Annotated in this window: 21 protein-coding genes; 19 read left to right on the forward strand and 2 right to left on the reverse strand. The window is 45.4% G+C overall.

The genetic code is table 11. The annotated features are described in order from the left end of the window. Positions 1–3 precede the first annotated feature (3 nt). From C805_RS14345 to C805_RS14380, 9 genes are all read left to right on the forward strand, one after another. Positions 4–1659, forward strand: a complete 1656-nt coding sequence (locus tag C805_RS14345) for a SpoIIE family protein phosphatase (RefSeq protein WP_016214589.1) — start codon at positions 4–6, stop codon at positions 1657–1659. Positions 1660–1687: 28 nt separating this feature from the next. After that, positions 1688–2113, forward strand: coding sequence for an ATP-binding protein (locus tag C805_RS14350; protein WP_016214590.1), 426 nt, complete (start codon positions 1688–1690; stop codon positions 2111–2113). Positions 2114–2247: 134 nt separating this feature from the next. Next, positions 2248–2829, forward strand: coding sequence for a VOC family protein (locus C805_RS14355; RefSeq protein ID WP_016214591.1), 582 nt, complete (start codon positions 2248–2250; stop codon positions 2827–2829). A gap of 179 nt (positions 2830–3008) precedes the next feature. Beyond that, positions 3009–3917 (forward strand): DUF2589 domain-containing protein, encoded by a 909-nt coding sequence (locus C805_RS14360; protein WP_016214592.1) that lies wholly within the window; start codon positions 3009–3011, stop codon positions 3915–3917. Further along, positions 3904–4104: a hypothetical protein gene (locus tag C805_RS14365; protein ID WP_016214593.1), complete on the forward strand. Its 201-nt coding sequence runs from the start codon at positions 3904–3906 to the stop codon at positions 4102–4104. Before C805_RS14360 ends, C805_RS14365 begins: the two co-directional genes overlap by 14 nt. Further along, positions 4095–5303: a DUF2589 domain-containing protein gene (locus C805_RS25870; protein ID WP_016214594.1), complete on the forward strand. Its 1209-nt coding sequence runs from the start codon at positions 4095–4097 to the stop codon at positions 5301–5303. Before C805_RS14365 ends, C805_RS25870 begins: the two co-directional genes overlap by 10 nt. 8 nt (positions 5304–5311) lie before the next feature. Continuing rightward, a complete protein-coding gene (locus tag C805_RS14370) occupies positions 5312–5602 on the forward strand; it encodes a hypothetical protein (protein WP_016214595.1) in 291 nt (96 codons plus the stop codon). Continuing rightward, positions 5595–6023, forward strand: coding sequence for a hypothetical protein (locus C805_RS14375; protein WP_016214596.1), 429 nt, complete (start codon positions 5595–5597; stop codon positions 6021–6023). Before C805_RS14370 ends, C805_RS14375 begins: the two co-directional genes overlap by 8 nt. Before the next feature lie 348 nt (positions 6024–6371). Then, the gene (locus C805_RS14380; protein ID WP_016214597.1) at positions 6372–7649 is read left to right on the forward strand and encodes an MFS transporter; all 1278 of its coding nucleotides are present in this window, start codon (positions 6372–6374) and stop codon (positions 7647–7649) included. A gap of 4 nt (positions 7650–7653) precedes the next feature. On the opposite strand, the gene C805_RS14385 is transcribed toward C805_RS14380, so the two are convergent. After that, positions 7654–8052, reverse strand: a complete 399-nt coding sequence (locus C805_RS14385) for a MerR family transcriptional regulator (RefSeq protein WP_016214598.1) — start codon at positions 8050–8052, stop codon at positions 7654–7656. A gap of 83 nt (positions 8053–8135) precedes the next feature. Between C805_RS14385 and C805_RS14390 the strand changes: the two genes are divergently transcribed. The 10 genes from C805_RS14390 to C805_RS27520 all read left to right on the forward strand — a co-directional run bounded on the left by C805_RS14390 (position 8136) and on the right by C805_RS27520 (position 14418). After that, positions 8136–8927 carry an SDR family NAD(P)-dependent oxidoreductase gene (locus tag C805_RS14390; protein WP_016214599.1) on the forward strand — a complete coding sequence of 264 codons (792 nt, stop codon included), beginning with the start codon at positions 8136–8138 and terminating at the stop codon, positions 8925–8927. Between the two features lie 472 nt (positions 8928–9399). Then, positions 9400–10272, forward strand: coding sequence for a hypothetical protein (locus C805_RS27045; protein WP_016214600.1), 873 nt, complete (start codon positions 9400–9402; stop codon positions 10270–10272). Next, positions 10245–10346 (forward strand): hypothetical protein, encoded by a 102-nt coding sequence (locus C805_RS27050; RefSeq protein ID WP_242832668.1) that lies wholly within the window; start codon positions 10245–10247, stop codon positions 10344–10346. The genes C805_RS27045 and C805_RS27050 overlap by 28 nt, the downstream gene beginning before the upstream one ends. Positions 10347–10399: 53 nt before the next feature. Beyond that, positions 10400–11068 carry a hypothetical protein gene (locus tag C805_RS14395; RefSeq protein ID WP_016214601.1) on the forward strand — a complete coding sequence of 223 codons (669 nt, stop codon included), beginning with the start codon at positions 10400–10402 and terminating at the stop codon, positions 11066–11068. Between the two features lie 103 nt (positions 11069–11171). Next, positions 11172–11795 carry a DUF6033 family protein gene (locus C805_RS14400; RefSeq protein ID WP_016214602.1) on the forward strand — a complete coding sequence of 208 codons (624 nt, stop codon included), beginning with the start codon at positions 11172–11174 and terminating at the stop codon, positions 11793–11795. Positions 11796–11817: 22 nt separating this feature from the next. Next, positions 11818–12423 (forward strand): hypothetical protein, encoded by a 606-nt coding sequence (locus C805_RS27055; protein WP_016214603.1) that lies wholly within the window; start codon positions 11818–11820, stop codon positions 12421–12423. Continuing rightward, the gene (locus tag C805_RS27060; RefSeq protein WP_016214604.1) at positions 12413–12889 is read left to right on the forward strand and encodes a hypothetical protein; all 477 of its coding nucleotides are present in this window, start codon (positions 12413–12415) and stop codon (positions 12887–12889) included. Before C805_RS27055 ends, C805_RS27060 begins: the two co-directional genes overlap by 11 nt. 45 nt (positions 12890–12934) lie before the next feature. Beyond that, entirely contained in the window at positions 12935–13540 is a 606-nt protein-coding gene (locus tag C805_RS14410) for a hypothetical protein (protein WP_016214605.1), read from the forward strand. 242 nt (positions 13541–13782) lie between these two features. Beyond that, a complete protein-coding gene (locus C805_RS14415) occupies positions 13783–14124 on the forward strand; it encodes a hypothetical protein (RefSeq protein ID WP_016214606.1) in 342 nt (113 codons plus the stop codon). Positions 14125–14235: 111 nt separating this feature from the next. Next, positions 14236–14418 (forward strand): flavodoxin, encoded by a 183-nt coding sequence (locus C805_RS27520; protein ID WP_022751115.1) that lies wholly within the window; start codon positions 14236–14238, stop codon positions 14416–14418. Positions 14419–14615: 197 nt separating this feature from the next. On the opposite strand, the gene C805_RS14420 is transcribed toward C805_RS27520, so the two are convergent. Further along, positions 14616–15671: a DUF4097 family beta strand repeat-containing protein gene (locus tag C805_RS14420; RefSeq protein WP_016214607.1), complete on the reverse strand. Its 1056-nt coding sequence runs from the start codon at positions 15669–15671 to the stop codon at positions 14616–14618. Positions 15672–15737: the final 66 nt, after the last annotated feature.

Raw genomic sequence — 15737 nt, forward strand, 5'->3', positions numbered from 1 at the left:
AGGATGAAACAATTAAAACTTTTGCCCAAATTTATGATTTCACTGATTATTATGGGAAGTGTTCTGGCAGTCAGTATTTCTCTGTTCAGTTATTTTGTCTCAAAAAGCTATTTTGAGGAAATGTATGCTTACCGGGTGGTGAACGGGAGCAGAACCATTGCGAAAATGCTTGGGCCGGAAGAGGTGAAAGACGTACTTGCAGCAGGCGGCGAGCAGACCGGATCGTATCAGAAAATGTATGATATTCTGAATGAGCTGAAAAAAGACGGTGGGATTACTTTTTTATCCCTGGTAGTCCCCCATGAAAACAGCGTGACTTTTTACATAGATACCTGTGTGGAAAGCATGGGAGATGATAAGGCAAATCAGATTCCCTGGGGAACGGATATCTTATATGAAGATGCGGCGAAAGATGCAAAAGATCTGCAGAAATATTATCAGAACTGGGAACTGTACAGCCAGAATACAGGTACCCTGGAACCTCAGGTGACAGATAATCAGTATGGTTACAATTATACGGCAGCCTGGCCCGTTCTGGATGAAAGCGGAAATGCCATAGCGCAGATTCAGTATATTCTTGACATGCAGGCGGTTCGGGATCATCTGAATTCCATCCTGGTAACCATGTTTGGAATTTCTGCGGGGATTATGCTGGCGGCAATTCTCTGTTATATTGTATTTGTTCAGAGAAATCTGCTGGCTCCTGTGGGAAAACTGGTGAAATTTACTGACCAGATTACATCCAGCGGAAATTTTCATCAACAGGCCATCGAGATGTCCACCGGAGATGAAATTGAAGATCTGGCGAATTCCTTTAACTATATGCTGGAAGAACTGGACCGCTATATTGATAACCTGGCAAAAGTGACGTCGGAAAAAGAGCGGATTGGAGCGGAGCTTTCCGTTGCCAGTCACATTCAGTCTTCCATGCTGCCCTGTATTTTCCCGGCATTTCCGGAACGGAAGGAATTTGACATTTATGCCAGCATGGATCCTGCGAAGGAAGTGGGAGGAGATTTTTACGATTTCTTTATGGTGGATGAGCGGCATGTTGCTGTGGTGGTGGCAGATGTGTCAGGAAAAGGTGTTCCTGCTGCATTGTTTATGGTAATCGGCAAAACACTGCTCAAAGACCATACCCGGCCGGGGGTGCCTCCTGGGAAGGTTTTTTCTGATGTGAACAATCTGCTCTGCGGCTCTAACAGCGAGGGAATGTTTATCACAGCATTTGAAGGGGTACTGGATCTGGTGACCGGGGAATTCTGTTATGTCAATGCCGGTCATGAGGTTCCTTATATCTGCCGGAAGGGAGAGAATTTTGTACCATACCGGGTGCGTCCGGGATTTGTCCTGGCCGGAATGGAAGATATACGATATCGTGAGGGAAACCTGCAGCTTGAACCGGGAGACAGGATTTTTCTGTATACCGACGGGATACCGGAGGCCACAGACGGGAAAAACGAAATGTATGGAAGTTCCCGGCTGGAGGAAGCTCTGAACTGCCACAGGGAAAAAACACCGGAAGAACTGCTGCCGGAAATAAAAAGAGATGTGGAGCTGTTTGTAAAAGATGCACCGCAGTTTGACGATATTACCATGTTGTGTCTGGAGTACAGACAACCAATGGAAAAAGAGCCGGATATTTCTGAGCAGAGCTGACAGGAAAGAGAATATACAGGAGGCGTAGATGATGGGAGAAAGAAACAGGCAGGAGTTTCATGTGGATGCAGTCATAGAGAATATTGGGAAGGTAACAGAGTTTGTGGACAGTCAGTTAGAAGCATATGACTGCCCTGTGAAAGCGCAGATGCAGATTGATATTGCCATTGACGAGCTGTTTGGGAATATTGCCCACTATGCATACAATCCGGATGTGGGGCCGGCTACGGTACAGGTGGAGGTGACGGAAGAACCCCTGGCAGTGATTATTACGTTTATCGATCAGGGGGTTCCCTATGACCCTCTGGCAAAGGCAGATCCGGACGTGAATCTGTCTCTGGAGGAGCGGGAGGCAGGGGGGCTTGGTATTTTCATGGTGAAGAAGACAATGGATGAGATTTCCTATGAGTATCGGGACGGACAGAACATACTGAAAATTAAAAAGAAGTTTTAAAGGAATTGTTTATCTGAAGCAGAGGGGGAAATAAAAGCTGGAATGTCTGCCGGAACCGTCAGAAGAAGAACTGGAAAAGCTCTCCCGGAAAATTCGGGAGTTAGAGCATAAAAAAGAAAAAGGAGAGAATAAAAATGAAAAAACCAGAATTTACAGGACTGTCACATGTCTGCATTTTTGTGGATGATGTAATGGAAGCATTTCACTATTATGAGAGAATACTGGGAGCGGTGCCTAACCAGCATATTCCTCACTGGAAAAACAAAGGCTTTTTTGAGGCGGGAGGATTTATCAAAGAGGCAGAGGGAGCGGAGGTTTCCATCGGGTTTATGGATGTGCCCGGAACAAAGCTCACTCTTGAACTGATGTGTTACCACAATCCAAAGGGGCGGCAGGAGCCGATGATTTTCAAGGCAAATGATATCAGCGGAGCAAGACATGTAGCTCTTAAGATTGTCAATATTGAAGAGGCCTTTGAATACATCAAAGCTCAGCCGGACGTAACACTGATTAATACCTCCGAGGATTACAGGGTATTCCAGATCAGTAAAACAGAGCCTTCCGAGTTTTATTTTTTCGATGAGAAAAAGGAAAAAGATCCGGTACTGAAACAGCAGTCTGCTGATATACTTGGCAATACAAAATATTTCTATTTTATTGACAGATATGGTCTGCAGTGGGAGTTTGAGCAGGGGCATACTGATATCGGAGACTGAGCAGGAAACAGATAGTGGAATTAATTATGAAAATATATTGACAGGCCGGGAAAAAAGCCATACAGCTTTTTTCCCGGCCTGTTTCAGGCCGGGAAAAAAGCTGTATGATGGTATTAAGGCCATGCAGGGTCATGTCCTGGTAAACTGTATTAAAAAATAATAACAGGAGGAATCAGACAATGGCATCCAGAGGTTCAGAACCGCCGGACGGAAGAAACAGACCGCCTCAGGGAAACCGTACAGAAGACAGAAGAGACAAGAAGAATAATGATTCCAATATTATGGAAAGTGATTTTATTCTTCTGGATGAGCTGGTGTATGCCCCGCTTCATGCGCTGGCAGAGTCAGATCAGCGGCTTCGTGCCCAGGTGGTGAATGCAGTAAAAATTATGGGGTCTTTAAAACAAAACGGACAGGAAGAGGTAATTCATCTTGACAATATTAATATTGCCTATGATCAGGTGAGACAGGAGGGAGAGGAAGGGTATAGTGTGGATAATCTGCAATTACAGATTCCTCTTCTGTCTATTGTGCCCATGACCAGCCTGGCGGTTAAAAGAGCTGAGATTGAATTTGCGACAGAAGTTCGCTCGGATGTGGATAAAGATGGAAAAGTAAAAATTAATGGCAGGATATGTTCGCCGGGACAGCGGGACAGCAACTTTCTTCCGAGGGTTTCCTATCATATGGAAATCAGGTCCATTCCGGCAACGGAGGGAATTATGCGGCTGACAGACATGTTAAGTTCCAGTCAGATGGCAAAGAAGCTGGATACCACGCCTGTGACTGTGGATGGCAATTTAAGTACAGAAGCTCAGAAAACTACATGGCAGGAAATATCTGAATTGCGGGCAGGAATTAAGAAACTGAAACTGCTTTATCAGAAAGTGACAGATACCCTGACAGAACAGGAAAAACTTTACCAGATCAGTAAAGATGCTTATGCAGAAGATACCTATGAGTTTGACCGCAGTAAATATCAGAGAGCGCAGTCGGATATTATGAACCGTATTATGGAGGCGCAGGAAAAGATTGTGACTCTGGAATTAGCCAGCGGACTGGACGGTACAGAAAATGGAAAACAGTAATCTTTTTAAGGAAGAACTGGAGCTGTATCTGGCAGGACAGCAGGACAGCCTTAATTTTCGGCTGCTGCGGGAATTTGGAGTACCGCTTCATGTTCAGGATTCCATGCTGTGGGTGGAGAGTGTAAAAACAACCGTTTATTATGAAAATATAGTGGAAACAGGGGAAAGGAGGCAGTTATGTCAGTAGCAGAACAATTTGCAGGACTGGATATGAAAAGCCTGATCGGAGGGCCGCTGACAGCGGCGGCAGATGCAAGTATATTGCTGGCCCGTTCAACCGCAGAGTTTATAAATGATGTTGGTTTTGACGCCAGGGGGAAAATCCGTACGGCAGCATTCGGGTATGAAAGAAGGAGCGCCAATGAGGATGGAACGAGTAATCTGGAAGAAATGAAGGTGGCGGTGCCCATGCTTGCCATTGTACCCATTCCAAATCTTCAGATTGATGAGGTAAATGTACTGTTTGATATGGAAGTCAAACAGAGTGAAAGATCTGAAAAGTCAACGGATCTGGGGGCTTCATTATCCGGTTCGGCAAAATTTGGGCCCATAAAAGTAAGTATTACAGGAAGCGTCAGTTCCCACAGTTCCAATACCAGAAGCTCAGATAATTCAGCCAAATATCATGTGGATGTCAGAGCAACCAATCATGGGATGCCGGAAGGGCTTTCCCGTGTACTGGATATGATGGCTTCCTGTATTTCTCCGGTGCTTGTAAGTTCAGAATTAAAAGGCGGGGACGGACAGAACCTCACCGATGCGGGAAGAGTCAGAGCAGAGAAACTGAAACAGCTCAGAGGGGAAATTGTTATGCTGGAGCAGCAGATGGATGCAGCGAAAAACGGACTGGAAAGTAATATCCAGAGGATGAAAAATCTTGCAATGAGCCAGCAGAACGTATATCAGTCAGCCCTTGTGAAGCTGCTGGGAGGCCTTGACCGCAGCAAAGCGGAAGAAGAGGAGAAGGCGGACAGCTACAGCCATGCAATGGAGGAAGTGAATCAGACATGGACGATATTCCGCAATCAGGTATCAGATCTTGTTAAACTGGCGGCTGACAGCGGAGAAAATAAAGCCGGAGTTTCGGAGCTGTTCGGACTGAAAGCCTTTGACGCCAGAAAAGGAGAAGCTGTGCCCTATACAAAAGCAGAGTCACAGTATGGCGCAATGGAAATGGTTCAGAAAGCAGCGCTTGAATCCCGAAAAAATTATGACAGAACAGAAGCAGACCTGCTGGCAAAACGTGTGGAATACAATAATGCTGTCTCAGGTATTTCACCGGCAGCAGTACAGAGCGGGAAAGAAATTCCGCAGCAGCCGGTACAGCAGCAGCCGGCAGGCGGGGGAACGGGAACTTCCGGAACCTCCGGAAAAAGCAGTAAATAAGTGATACTATGAAGGAAAACAGAAAATGTCAGTTATCAGACATCAGATATGTAAAAATGGTTACGGTCGGAAGTGTGAATCCCAACCATCCTCTGTCAGAGCAGGCAAGGGAAGCGCAGACTGCATTGCTGAACCGGTGTCTGAATGATTATCCCAGAGGGATGATTATTGGAAAGGATATTGCAGTGGGGCGTTACATGATTGGAGAGCATGAGCTGACCATGGAAAAGGTAACTTATCATGTGGGGTTTTCAAGAAAACCATTATGGGAAGGGATGGAGAAAGAATCGTATGTATAAATTGGAGTATGCGCAGTTAAGGCAGCAGGATACACAGTTATGCTGGCAGGCGGTGACTAATATTTTCAGCAGATTTTACAGAGGGGAGGATTACCTGATTGGGCCTCCCGGAGAAAATGTACCTGCTGTTGCGGAAACGGCAATTGAGCTGGCCACAAACAGAAGCCTCTTGGATGTATCAATGACTTTTCAGGAAATTCAGAACAAAATTATGCAGAATCATCTCCTGTATGCATGTCTGGATTATTCCGGTTCCGGTCATTCCGTTGTGATTGTGGGTGTGGATGATCCCAATCTCTTTTGTATCTATGATCCGATGGAAGGATTCGAAGCCTGGTATTCTTTTGGGGCCAGTAAAAGATACAGAGATGCATTTTCAGGCAGTTCTTTTACAATTTACAAAATTGCAGCTTTAACATAAAAGCTGAAGATATCCGGACCGGAGATTCATTGCTTTATCCGGAAGAAATCCGCAGCCTTATACAGAGAATCTTGCGACAATGGCCGTACATCATTCAGCGGCAGATGTGAGAGTGTTTCAGGTTTATGGATAAATTGATTTAAAGAAGTTACCGTGCTATAATGTCCAGCGAAAAGATAACTGAGGGAGGTGGGAAATATGCTCTGCCATTTGGTGATTGACTTAAACAAAGGACTCTGTACAAAGTCTGGTGTCTGGACGAAATTTGTACAGAGGTAAAAACTATCGTCCACATTGGATTTTGTACTTTTATTCTGAAAAAATAAAGAATAGAATGGAGAAAATTCAATGGAAGAAAAATCATTTAAAAAATATATTATTTTGTGGTTAAGCCAGAGCGTATCAGGACTTGGAAGTTCCATGACCGGGTTTGCGCTTGTTTTGTGGGCGTATGGACAGAGCCATTCTGCAATGTCCGTCTCGCTGATGTCCTTTTGCAATTATGTGCCGTATGTGTTTTTAAGCCTGTTTGTCGGCAGTTTTACAGACAGACATAAGAAGAAAACGATCATGCTGGTCTCGGACAGCATTGCGGCGGCTGGTTCACTGGCAGTATTGGCATTTCTGTTTGCAGGATGTCTGGATGTCTGGAATATCTATGCCATAAATGCGGTGATTGGTATAACGAATGCCTTTCAGCAGCCTGCGTCCGCAGTGGCAACGGGAAGGCTTGTACCAAAGGAGAAGATTTCAAATGTCAGCGGGATGAATTCTTTTTCCAATAACCTTATCGTGGTATTCAGCCCTATGCTGGCGGCATTCCTGTTTGCGGCAGGCGGGCTTTCTCTTATCCTGCTGATAGATCTGGCGAGCTTTGTCTTTGCCTTTTGTGTATTGCTGTTCTTTATCACTATCCCGGAACAGGAGAAGGAAAAGAGGTACGGTTCCCCATTTGCCGGAATAGTGGAAGGATTTGATTTTCTGAAAAAGGAAAAAGGCATATTTTATATCATGGTTACAATGGCACTGATCAATTTCTGTTCAAGGCTGACCTATGAGAATATTTTATCGCCGATGATCCTGGCAAGAAGCTCCGGGAACAGTATCGTGCCTGGAACTGTAAATGCCTGTATGGGCATTGGCGGGATTGCCGGGGGCATCATTGTTTCCATAAAGAAAGAAAGCCGCCATAAGGCTGTGGCAATTTATGTTCCGGCGGCATTGTCATTTATGTTCGGTGACCTGATGATGGCATCCAGTCAAAATGTATTCTGGTGGTCAGTGGCTGCGGTTGCTGCCAGTCTGCCGATTCCTTTTATACAGGCAAACCAGAATACGATACTGTACCGTAAGATTCCCGCCGCTATGCAGGGGAGGGTATTTGCGGTCAGGAACGCTATCCAGTACAGCACGATTCCGGTTGGGATTATCCTGGGAGGTTATCTGGCAGATTATGTCTTTGAACCTTTTATGTCTTCTGGGAGCAGGATGGCAGAAATGCTGGAAATAATAGTAGGGGACAGTGCCGGAAGCGGCATGGCGGCAATGTTCCTGTGTACCGGGATATGCGGCTTTACAGTGAGCATGGCATCCTGTTTCAACCGGGAAATAAAGAAATTAGACTGATTGGCTAATATGGAGGGGCGGGGTATCCTGCCCCTTTGGTATTTACACATTCAATCTCATTTCTGTAAAACTCAATTTTTTCATCCAGTTTTATCTTATGCTCCTGTAGCCGCGCAATCTGCTCATTGAGCGCCTGCCGATGCTGCACCAGCATTTCCATCCTGTCAGAAAGGGTGGAATCACCCGCTGCCCGGAGTTCGGCATAGTGTTTGATTTCCCTGACAGGCATCCCCGTATCTTTCAGTCGTTTGATAAATGCAATCCATGTGAGGTCTTTATCGGAATAGCAGCGGCGGTTGCCGGAATTGCGCTCCGGGGCAATCAGCCCTTCCTGTTCATAATAGCGCAGGGTATGGATGCTAAACCCCGTCAGCTTTGAAAATTCCCCGATAGAATATTCCATAAAAAATCACTCCAATCCTCTTGACATAGAGTTCACTCTACATTGTATGGTTGGATTATACCAAATCGAAGGAGGATTATCAAATGGTTCAGGAAAAAGGAAAATATACGGTCATCACCGGGGCAAGCTCCGGCATTGGCTATGAAACGGCGAAGGCATTTGCAGGGCGGGGAAAAAATCTGGTCATAGCAGCAAGGCGCAGGGATAACTTAGAGATGCTGAAAAAGGAGATATTGGAAGAACGCCCGGACGTGGATGTTGTTATACGAAGTACGGATTTATCCGTCCCGGAAAACGTATACCAGCTTTACGAGGGTTTGAGGGACTATGAGATTGAGACATGGGTGAATAATGCGGGTTTTGGAAATTATGACAGCGTAGCAGATCAGGACTTGGGGAAAATCGGGGCAATGCTGCATTTGAATATTGAGGCGCTGACAATACTGTCCTCCCTGTTTGTCCGTGACTATAAGGATGCAGACGGGACACAGCTTATCAATGTATCTTCATGCGGAGGCTATACCATTGTGCCTGCGGCTGTAACATACTGTGCGGCAAAGTTTTATGTCAGCACTTTTACAGAGGGGCTGGCATGGGAACTGAAAGAGACAGGGGTGAAAATGAAGGCAAAGGTACTGGCACCTGCGGCAACAAAGACAGAATTCGGAATGGTAGCGAATAATGTCAGTGAATATGATTATGATAAATCTTTCGGAACATACCATACGGGCAAACAGATGGCGGGATTTCTGCTTGAATTGTACGACAGCGAAAACGTGGTGGGGCTGGTAGACAGGGAGAGTTTCAGTTTCCGGCTGGCCGAGCCATTGTTCCCATATGCGGGAAATTCCTTACATAATCAGCAGCGTATGTGAAAATAGGTATTTATGAATTCTACAAAAGGCAGGCCTTGCATTTCCACCATATCGGATGAATGGCGAAAAACTTTAGACTTATTTTGGAATTCCTGAATTGCATTTATGCCTTTCGCTCCATTTTATATGCCTTTCGCTCCCCGCATCCCAAAATAACAGAAGATCTGCCGATAAATTAAGTGACGGCAGAAACTGAAATCCGAGGTGATGAATTAAGGAATATGATGCTGACAGCATCTTCCTTTCCAGCGGAGAAAAGGTCTGCCTGACAAGGAAGAGGCACAATGAGTTTGTAAAGGCGTATATGTGGTATTTGCAGAATGGAGGGGTGTCCTGTGTATGAAGTAGTGAGCAGTCTGCTGGAAGTTTTCTGCCAAAGGGCTGCACGAGTTTTTGGGTTTTTGTAAGGCTGGCAGTGATCCTGTGCATCATATCAGTGACGGCATTGTTTTTTTACAGAGCGTTAGGAAAGATGGCCTTATTTCTTATAGTTACCTTTATGGCTGTGGGTGAAATGAGCTTTTTCCCTGCACATATATTCTTTGAATTAAGCGATCATCTTTTTTCGTTATGGGATTGGTGTTGGGAAGAAGGATATATTTCGGTACTGGAAAGCTATGATTTTGTTGTTAATATTACTCTCATAGGAAACCGGATTTTATTTCATGTCATTGGAGCAGTATTGCTGTATTTTACCATGAGGAAGATTGTGCGGGTCTTCCGGGATGATACCGATACATCCGCGGTAAACTGGAAGCCGGCAGGAGCCGAGCCGGAAGCAACCAGTCCGCAGGTACAGTCCCGGTGGAATTCTGCATTAGGGCAGAAGTCGATTATTGTACCGCCGGAATTGGAAGAAAAGATGAAGAATGATCCGGAACTGGCTAAGAAGGTAATGGCGAATGTTGAAAACTTTATTACCACATATGCGGCAACCTCTGTCAGACCGGGGAGGGTATGTTCATGGCTGATCTCGCTTGATGAAAATGAAGAAATAGAAAAATATCGTGTGACAGGGGGCGGAGGTAATATATCTGGGCCGACAGAAGAGCAGCAGCGCCAGTTTGAAGCGGAGCAGGTGGCAAAGAGGAAAAGGCGTGAGGAATATGCCCGTCTGAATGAGGAAAGCGCCCTGAAACACAGGCTGATGGAGCAGGAAGCAGATGAGAGGTATTACCAGACCAGCATAACCCAAAAGGCAGTTTCGATTGCAACATATGAAGCGGCGGACGGAAAGTTTATTTCACCCACAACAAAACAGAGTACCTGCCGGAGATTATCACAGAACATGGGATTGGGCCTGAAAATGTGCGTGATGTGGCAGAGAGGTATTTTGGGGGCGTAAACATAAAAGTGAAAGGGGATGTATTCCATGTGACAGTCATGTTACAGCAGGGGGAGGTGGGAGAAGATAAGTAAATGGCTATGCATGAAATGAAACTCGAAAATAAATTAAAGTGGAGGATTAAAAAATGGCTATCGGTGGAGTAGGACAAAATTTTTATCGGAACAATGTGGAAACAGCAAAAAATGTGAACAGTGCAGAAAAATTTGCACTGGAAAAAACGGGAAGTACACAGGAATTATCCGAAGCGGAAGAAATGGAACTGTTTAAGAAGGAATTTTACGCAGAACTTGAGAGGATACCAAAGAATAGAACCATCACCAATCTGGCGGTCAATATATCGGAGGAAGCGTTTAAAAATATGAAAGATGATCCGGAATACAGGGCAAAGATAATGTCGGTGCTTCAACGTGATCTGACTTCATCTTTTGCCCCGTTAAAGGCGTCATTACTTATAACGGTAGGCGCAACCGAGAAAGATTACAGGGGAGATTCATGGTCTGGTCCCAACAATGATTCAGAGTTTTTTGCACGTTCACAGGATAGTTTTTATAAGAAAACAGGCGAGCAGAAAGACCGGAATAAGGAACTGCTGGAAGAATATCTGGAAAAACGGGCGCGGGCTAAGAGACAGCAGCAGGAACTGCTGGATGAAAAGATTGCGAAAGCAGAGCGGGAAAGAAGCAGGCTGGCAAAGGCGTGGAGCAGTAAGCAGCAGATGGCAGCGGCATCCAATGCTTATGATGCAAATGTCATGATGGGAACTGTAACGGGTGAAGATTCGCAGCCTGGCTGAATAAGGACATTATGCCCGGACTTACCATAAGGGGACATGGGCGGCTCCGAATGACAGAGGGGCTGACATTAACAATAAAAATTTTATCGAGGAGAACGGAATCATGGCAATTTCAGGAATTGGAAACAACTACAGCAATGTGTATGGGAGTACATACACGGCACAGAAAAATGAGACAGTGAAGAAAACAGAAACAAAGGAAGCTGCGCCTGCACAGGCGAAGAACACAGGGACAGACAGCGTATCGGATTATTATTCCTGCCTGCAGAAGAATTATAACTGTGTAAAGAATGGCAGCGTGGCAATTTCGGGCTCTTACCTGAAGGAGTGTGCAAAGAACCCGGAAAAGGCGAAAGAACTGGAAGAAAGCCTTGCTTACTTCAAAGAAGGTTATGAAAGCGGCCTTAAGAGCGCCCAGGCCAATGCAAGGGCTATCGGGGCAAGGGTGGTGAACTATTCGGAAAGCTGGAGCATCGACAGCACAGGGAACATAACTATGATGGCATCTACCACGGTAACTTCCGACAGCGGGGTAAAAGGCTGGAAGGAGCTGGCAGAGGAACGGAAAGAAAAATTAAAAGAGCAGAAGGAGCAGGAACGCGCCGAGGAAAAGAGAAAAGAGCAGAAGGAACAGGAAGAAGAACTGCTGGAAAAGATTCAGGTTTCAGCGCAGCCGGCGACCGTCATATCGGATGCGTACCATAAGCCTGTTGACATCAAGGCATAAATGACAGAAAGGAAGGTGGACAATGGGAATAACTAATGTAAATGAACAAGGTTCCGTATATGGAGCGGCTTTCAGGAACAGGCCGGTATACTTCATGACGGGAAAAGAGACGGAGGCATTTTTTGACGGGAAGATGCGCAGGAACATGGAACTGCGGGAGGACACCTGTACCCTCAGCAGCAATAACACTTACCGCAGACAACATACCACTTATGAGGTTTCCGATAAGGACAAAGGCAGCACATTCCTGGATTTGAATTTTCTGATCAGGGATGAGACCAGCAACCTGAAAGGAAGCCTCAGTGATAAAGAGGATGTGGATTTCTATAACTTCTCCATCCCGTTTAGGAACTTTCAGCGCAATTACTTTGGCGTCGAAGCCTATATAGATATGCCGGAGGGATGTGATTACGATCTTACCCTGTATGACGAATACGGCAACCAGGTGGGGAAGGCCGAGTGGGATGGTGAGGGACGAAAAAAACTGACTATTCCTAACTGGGATATCAATACCAATCAATACTGCCTCAAGGTAGAAAACGGAAACGGGGAGGAAGTTTCCCCGGATGATTATTATAAGATCAGTTTCCGTGTTTCCGAAAATAAGGAGCATGAAAATGACAGATGAAAAGTACGGTGACCAGATGTACCAGTATTACATAGGGATTGCGGACAGCGTGGGGAACCTGTCCTCCAATACATACCGGTATGCCACGGACATACAGGAAGTCCGGCGCTGCCTGAAAGGGGTTACAGGGGAGGACATTTCCTTAGAAAATCTTTATCTGACGCCAGACGGGAAGATTGGAGGGCTGCCGGACAAGGCGGCTGATCTGATCAACAAGACGAAGGACAATGCCAGGATAGAACGGATGAAGGATGCGCTAGTGGATATCATAGGGAAGTTCAGGATAAGCGGAGACTTGGGAATTCCCGATTTCACTTCACAGTTCCAGTTCAAGGATGGGGCGTTCTCCGTGGCGGACAGCGGTTTTGCGGTGGATATGGGTGCACTGGATGGCCGGTTTACACCACAGTCCTCCGGCAATATGTATTCCGATATGTATAAATATCAGTTCAAGAAGGTTTTATAGGCTCCGCAGAAACAGAATAATAGATTTACAGGAGAGGGTGGAATAATGCAGGTAAGTTCGTCTAATGGTTCATTGCAGAACAGATATTTTTCAGGAACAGGAAGCACAGGTGGTATCCATCTGCCGGACTTCAATGACAAATATGTTTTCTCCAAAAAGAAAAGCGGTGTCAGTGATGAGGAATATCGGAAGAAAATTAGGGAACAGGCATATGAAGATTTTGCGAAAGGTCAGTTCCAGAACAAATCCGAAGGATTTAACAGGCTGATGAAAAGCTATACATCAGAAGTATCCCCGGACAGAAAAGGGATTATCACTTCCGGGCTGAAAGCTGTTTCAGGCAACAGGCAGACTGTGATTAAGCCCATAGATTTTGTGGCAACGCTGCTGGAAGGGAAAGTGAAATATCAGAAACTGCCGTCAGGAAACAGCGATTACATAGAGTTTTACGATAAGAACGGTGAGATGGTGGCGACTTATTCCAACAATGGGTGGACGATGTATACCACCAATGCGGAGGCTTCCAGACAGACGGAAATGTGCATGATCTATAACGAGGCATGGGGAAATGCAAAGAGGGGCATTCCGCTGTCAGGCAAAGAAACGGTAAATGTGGAAGATATGCAGAGTAGCTTTGATGCCAGGGCGTAGTGGAGAATTATTCCTGATAAGCCACGGCCTGACAAGACAGGCATCCCCCCCCGGTGTTCTGGCAGATTGGGGAATCAGAGAGCAGTGAGAGGAGGTGAAAGTCGGTATGGAATTTGACCGTGGAACGTAAATAAAGTTTTTTGCATGAAGCAATAAAATGCTCGGACTTATCACGAGAGAGCAGGGGCGGCTCTGACCGACAGAGGAGCCGCAATATTAAAGATAATGGAGGATGAAAGGAAATGAATGTTAATGGAATAGGAGCAGCAGGATACCTGGCAGCAGGAAAAGCAAAGGTGCGCCAGGCACAGGACGGCACACAGAGTTTTGACCGGGAGTTTATGGGAATGGCATCGCAGACGCCCTCTTTTGTAGGAAAGGTATGGACGAAAGAGGAAATTATGCAGTCGGTTGATAAGCAGGTGCAGAGCAACCAGAGCAAGAAAATGTCCGTTTCCGATATGATAAAGGCAACCTGTATAGAAGGGACAAGGGCACAATTCCGTTTTGCGGGAGAAGATAAGATATACACATTTGATGAATATATAAAGGAGCTTGACAAGCGTTCAAAGAACAGTGTGTAAATAAAGCACCATAGGAAAGGAAAGGCAGGGCAGGTTGTTGTGATAAAGTAAAGTTGTAACAGCAGTGGCTAATAAGATATAATCAATCTACAAGGAAAAGAGGTACTTATTATGCCGCAAAATTACACCCCTGAATTTAAAAAATTGTATCAATCCGGACACGCAATATGGTGGTATACTGCGCCTGCGATTATCTGGACATTTTTGGAAGATTATGATTTTACGGGGAAAATGCTTAATGGGAACTTTTCAGAAGCTCCATTTTTAATGCGGATGTCATTGTCTTTGAGATAGCTGTGCATCATGTCCCGCATTGCTGCTTTTGCGGGCTTTCGCTTTTTCCTGCCATAATAAAACCTCCAGACTGAGTAATTCTGTCTTACATCAGTCTGGAGGTTTACACAAACTTGGGGATAGTTCCGCAGATGTACGGCCATTGTCTGTAAAAATGAAATTATCGGATATCCACATTTCCGCTGCTGCACCAGATTTTATCGGATATCCACATTTCCGCTGCTGCACCAGATTTGAATGGATTTTTCTTTTTTCCCGTCTTTGCTCAGGTACACAACAGTTCCGTCTTCGTCTTCCCTTATGTTTTTTTCGTCTATTGTGACAGTTCCGTATTCTGCTTTCAGATCATAGCTGTAATCAGAAGCCTGGTCTGCCAGTTCTATTGTAACATCTCCGTATTCCGCGTTTATTTCTCCATGTTCCAGAACGGCGTTTTTCAGAGTCAGGTTGCCGGAATCAAGGGAACATGACAGAGCTTTTGTCGTAATATGTTCCAGGCTGCAGTTTCCGTATGTACTGTCTGCTTTAAAATCACCTGTGGTCAGGCTGGAAATCTTAAGATCTCCGGATTCCAGATCAAAATTACTGTTACCGGAAACAGATACCGTATCTCCTGTAAAATTTCCATAGGCCGCGGAAACCGTCAAATCCTCGCAGGTTATGGTTTCAGATCTGATATTGCCGGATTCACTGGTAAGGTTCAGTGTGGTTCCGGTAAAAGTGTCCAGATCCAGGTCGCCGTATGCCAGAGTTAAGTCAGCCTCTCTGGCATTTATCTGTTTCAGTTTCACGTTCCCGGATTCCACATCCATGGTCAGCAGTTCAAAATACTGGTCGGCAGGAACATAGAGATTCAGATAGAAAGGTTCCTGATTCACAGGATTTCCGAACAGATGAAAGGAAATTGTGTAGGGATGCTGAGTGGAGCCCTCCTGAAAATAAAATGTCTGGCCGCTGACTTCATAATCCGGTTCCTGACAGGTGCCGTCCAGTCTGTATTCCAGGTAAAAATCATCTGCGGGAAGAATGGACACATTGGCCTGATCTAAATGAATGGAAGCCTGGGAAAATGAATCCAGCCTGGTTTTTTCCAGTATATGGGGATTCGGGTATTTCTCACGTTCGTGAGAACCGGTCCGGGCAGAAGCAGAGGAGCCTTTTTGGATACCGGAGGCAATGATAATACCGGAACAGAGAACACCGGAACAGATGGCAATCACAAGAATAATAGTTAAAAATTTGTTGCGTTTCATGGAATATCCTCCTTTGCAGACGTGTATGGTTATAACCGGGTAATTCAGAGCTTCTGTTTATTATAA

It is taken from the genome of Eubacterium sp. 14-2 (assembly GCF_000403845.2).
In the GTDB taxonomy this organism is placed as follows: domain Bacteria; phylum Bacillota; class Clostridia; order Lachnospirales; family Lachnospiraceae; genus Petralouisia.

What these genes read in the sequence shown, in the direction of transcription:
- C805_RS14345 (WP_016214589.1), top strand. Translation starts at nt 4, where the DNA reads ATGAAACAATTAAAACTTTTGCCCAAATTTATGATTTCACTGATTATT.
- C805_RS14350 (WP_016214590.1), top strand. Translation starts at nt 1,688, where the DNA reads ATGATGGGAGAAAGAAACAGGCAGGAGTTTCATGTGGATGCAGTCATA.
- C805_RS14355 (WP_016214591.1), top strand. Translation starts at nt 2,248, where the DNA reads ATGAAAAAACCAGAATTTACAGGACTGTCACATGTCTGCATTTTTGTG.
- C805_RS14360 (WP_016214592.1), top strand. Translation starts at nt 3,009, where the DNA reads ATGGCATCCAGAGGTTCAGAACCGCCGGACGGAAGAAACAGACCGCCT.
- C805_RS14365 (WP_016214593.1), top strand. Translation starts at nt 3,904, where the DNA reads ATGGAAAACAGTAATCTTTTTAAGGAAGAACTGGAGCTGTATCTGGCA.
- C805_RS25870 (WP_016214594.1), top strand. Translation starts at nt 4,095, where the DNA reads ATGTCAGTAGCAGAACAATTTGCAGGACTGGATATGAAAAGCCTGATC.
- C805_RS14370 (WP_016214595.1), top strand. Translation starts at nt 5,312, where the DNA reads ATGAAGGAAAACAGAAAATGTCAGTTATCAGACATCAGATATGTAAAA.
- C805_RS14375 (WP_016214596.1), top strand. Translation starts at nt 5,595, where the DNA reads ATGTATAAATTGGAGTATGCGCAGTTAAGGCAGCAGGATACACAGTTA.
- C805_RS14380 (WP_016214597.1), top strand. Translation starts at nt 6,372, where the DNA reads ATGGAAGAAAAATCATTTAAAAAATATATTATTTTGTGGTTAAGCCAG.
- C805_RS14385 (WP_016214598.1), bottom strand. Translation starts at nt 8,052, where the DNA reads ATGGAATATTCTATCGGGGAATTTTCAAAGCTGACGGGGTTTAGCATC.
- C805_RS14390 (WP_016214599.1), top strand. Translation starts at nt 8,136, where the DNA reads ATGGTTCAGGAAAAAGGAAAATATACGGTCATCACCGGGGCAAGCTCC.
- C805_RS27045 (WP_016214600.1), top strand. Translation starts at nt 9,400, where the DNA reads ATGGCCTTATTTCTTATAGTTACCTTTATGGCTGTGGGTGAAATGAGC.
- C805_RS14395 (WP_016214601.1), top strand. Translation starts at nt 10,400, where the DNA reads ATGGCTATCGGTGGAGTAGGACAAAATTTTTATCGGAACAATGTGGAA.
- C805_RS14400 (WP_016214602.1), top strand. Translation starts at nt 11,172, where the DNA reads ATGGCAATTTCAGGAATTGGAAACAACTACAGCAATGTGTATGGGAGT.
- C805_RS27055 (WP_016214603.1), top strand. Translation starts at nt 11,818, where the DNA reads ATGGGAATAACTAATGTAAATGAACAAGGTTCCGTATATGGAGCGGCT.
- C805_RS27060 (WP_016214604.1), top strand. Translation starts at nt 12,413, where the DNA reads ATGACAGATGAAAAGTACGGTGACCAGATGTACCAGTATTACATAGGG.
- C805_RS14410 (WP_016214605.1), top strand. Translation starts at nt 12,935, where the DNA reads ATGCAGGTAAGTTCGTCTAATGGTTCATTGCAGAACAGATATTTTTCA.
- C805_RS14415 (WP_016214606.1), top strand. Translation starts at nt 13,783, where the DNA reads ATGAATGTTAATGGAATAGGAGCAGCAGGATACCTGGCAGCAGGAAAA.
- C805_RS27520 (WP_022751115.1), top strand. Translation starts at nt 14,236, where the DNA reads ATGCCGCAAAATTACACCCCTGAATTTAAAAAATTGTATCAATCCGGA.
- C805_RS14420 (WP_016214607.1), bottom strand. Translation starts at nt 15,671, where the DNA reads ATGAAACGCAACAAATTTTTAACTATTATTCTTGTGATTGCCATCTGT.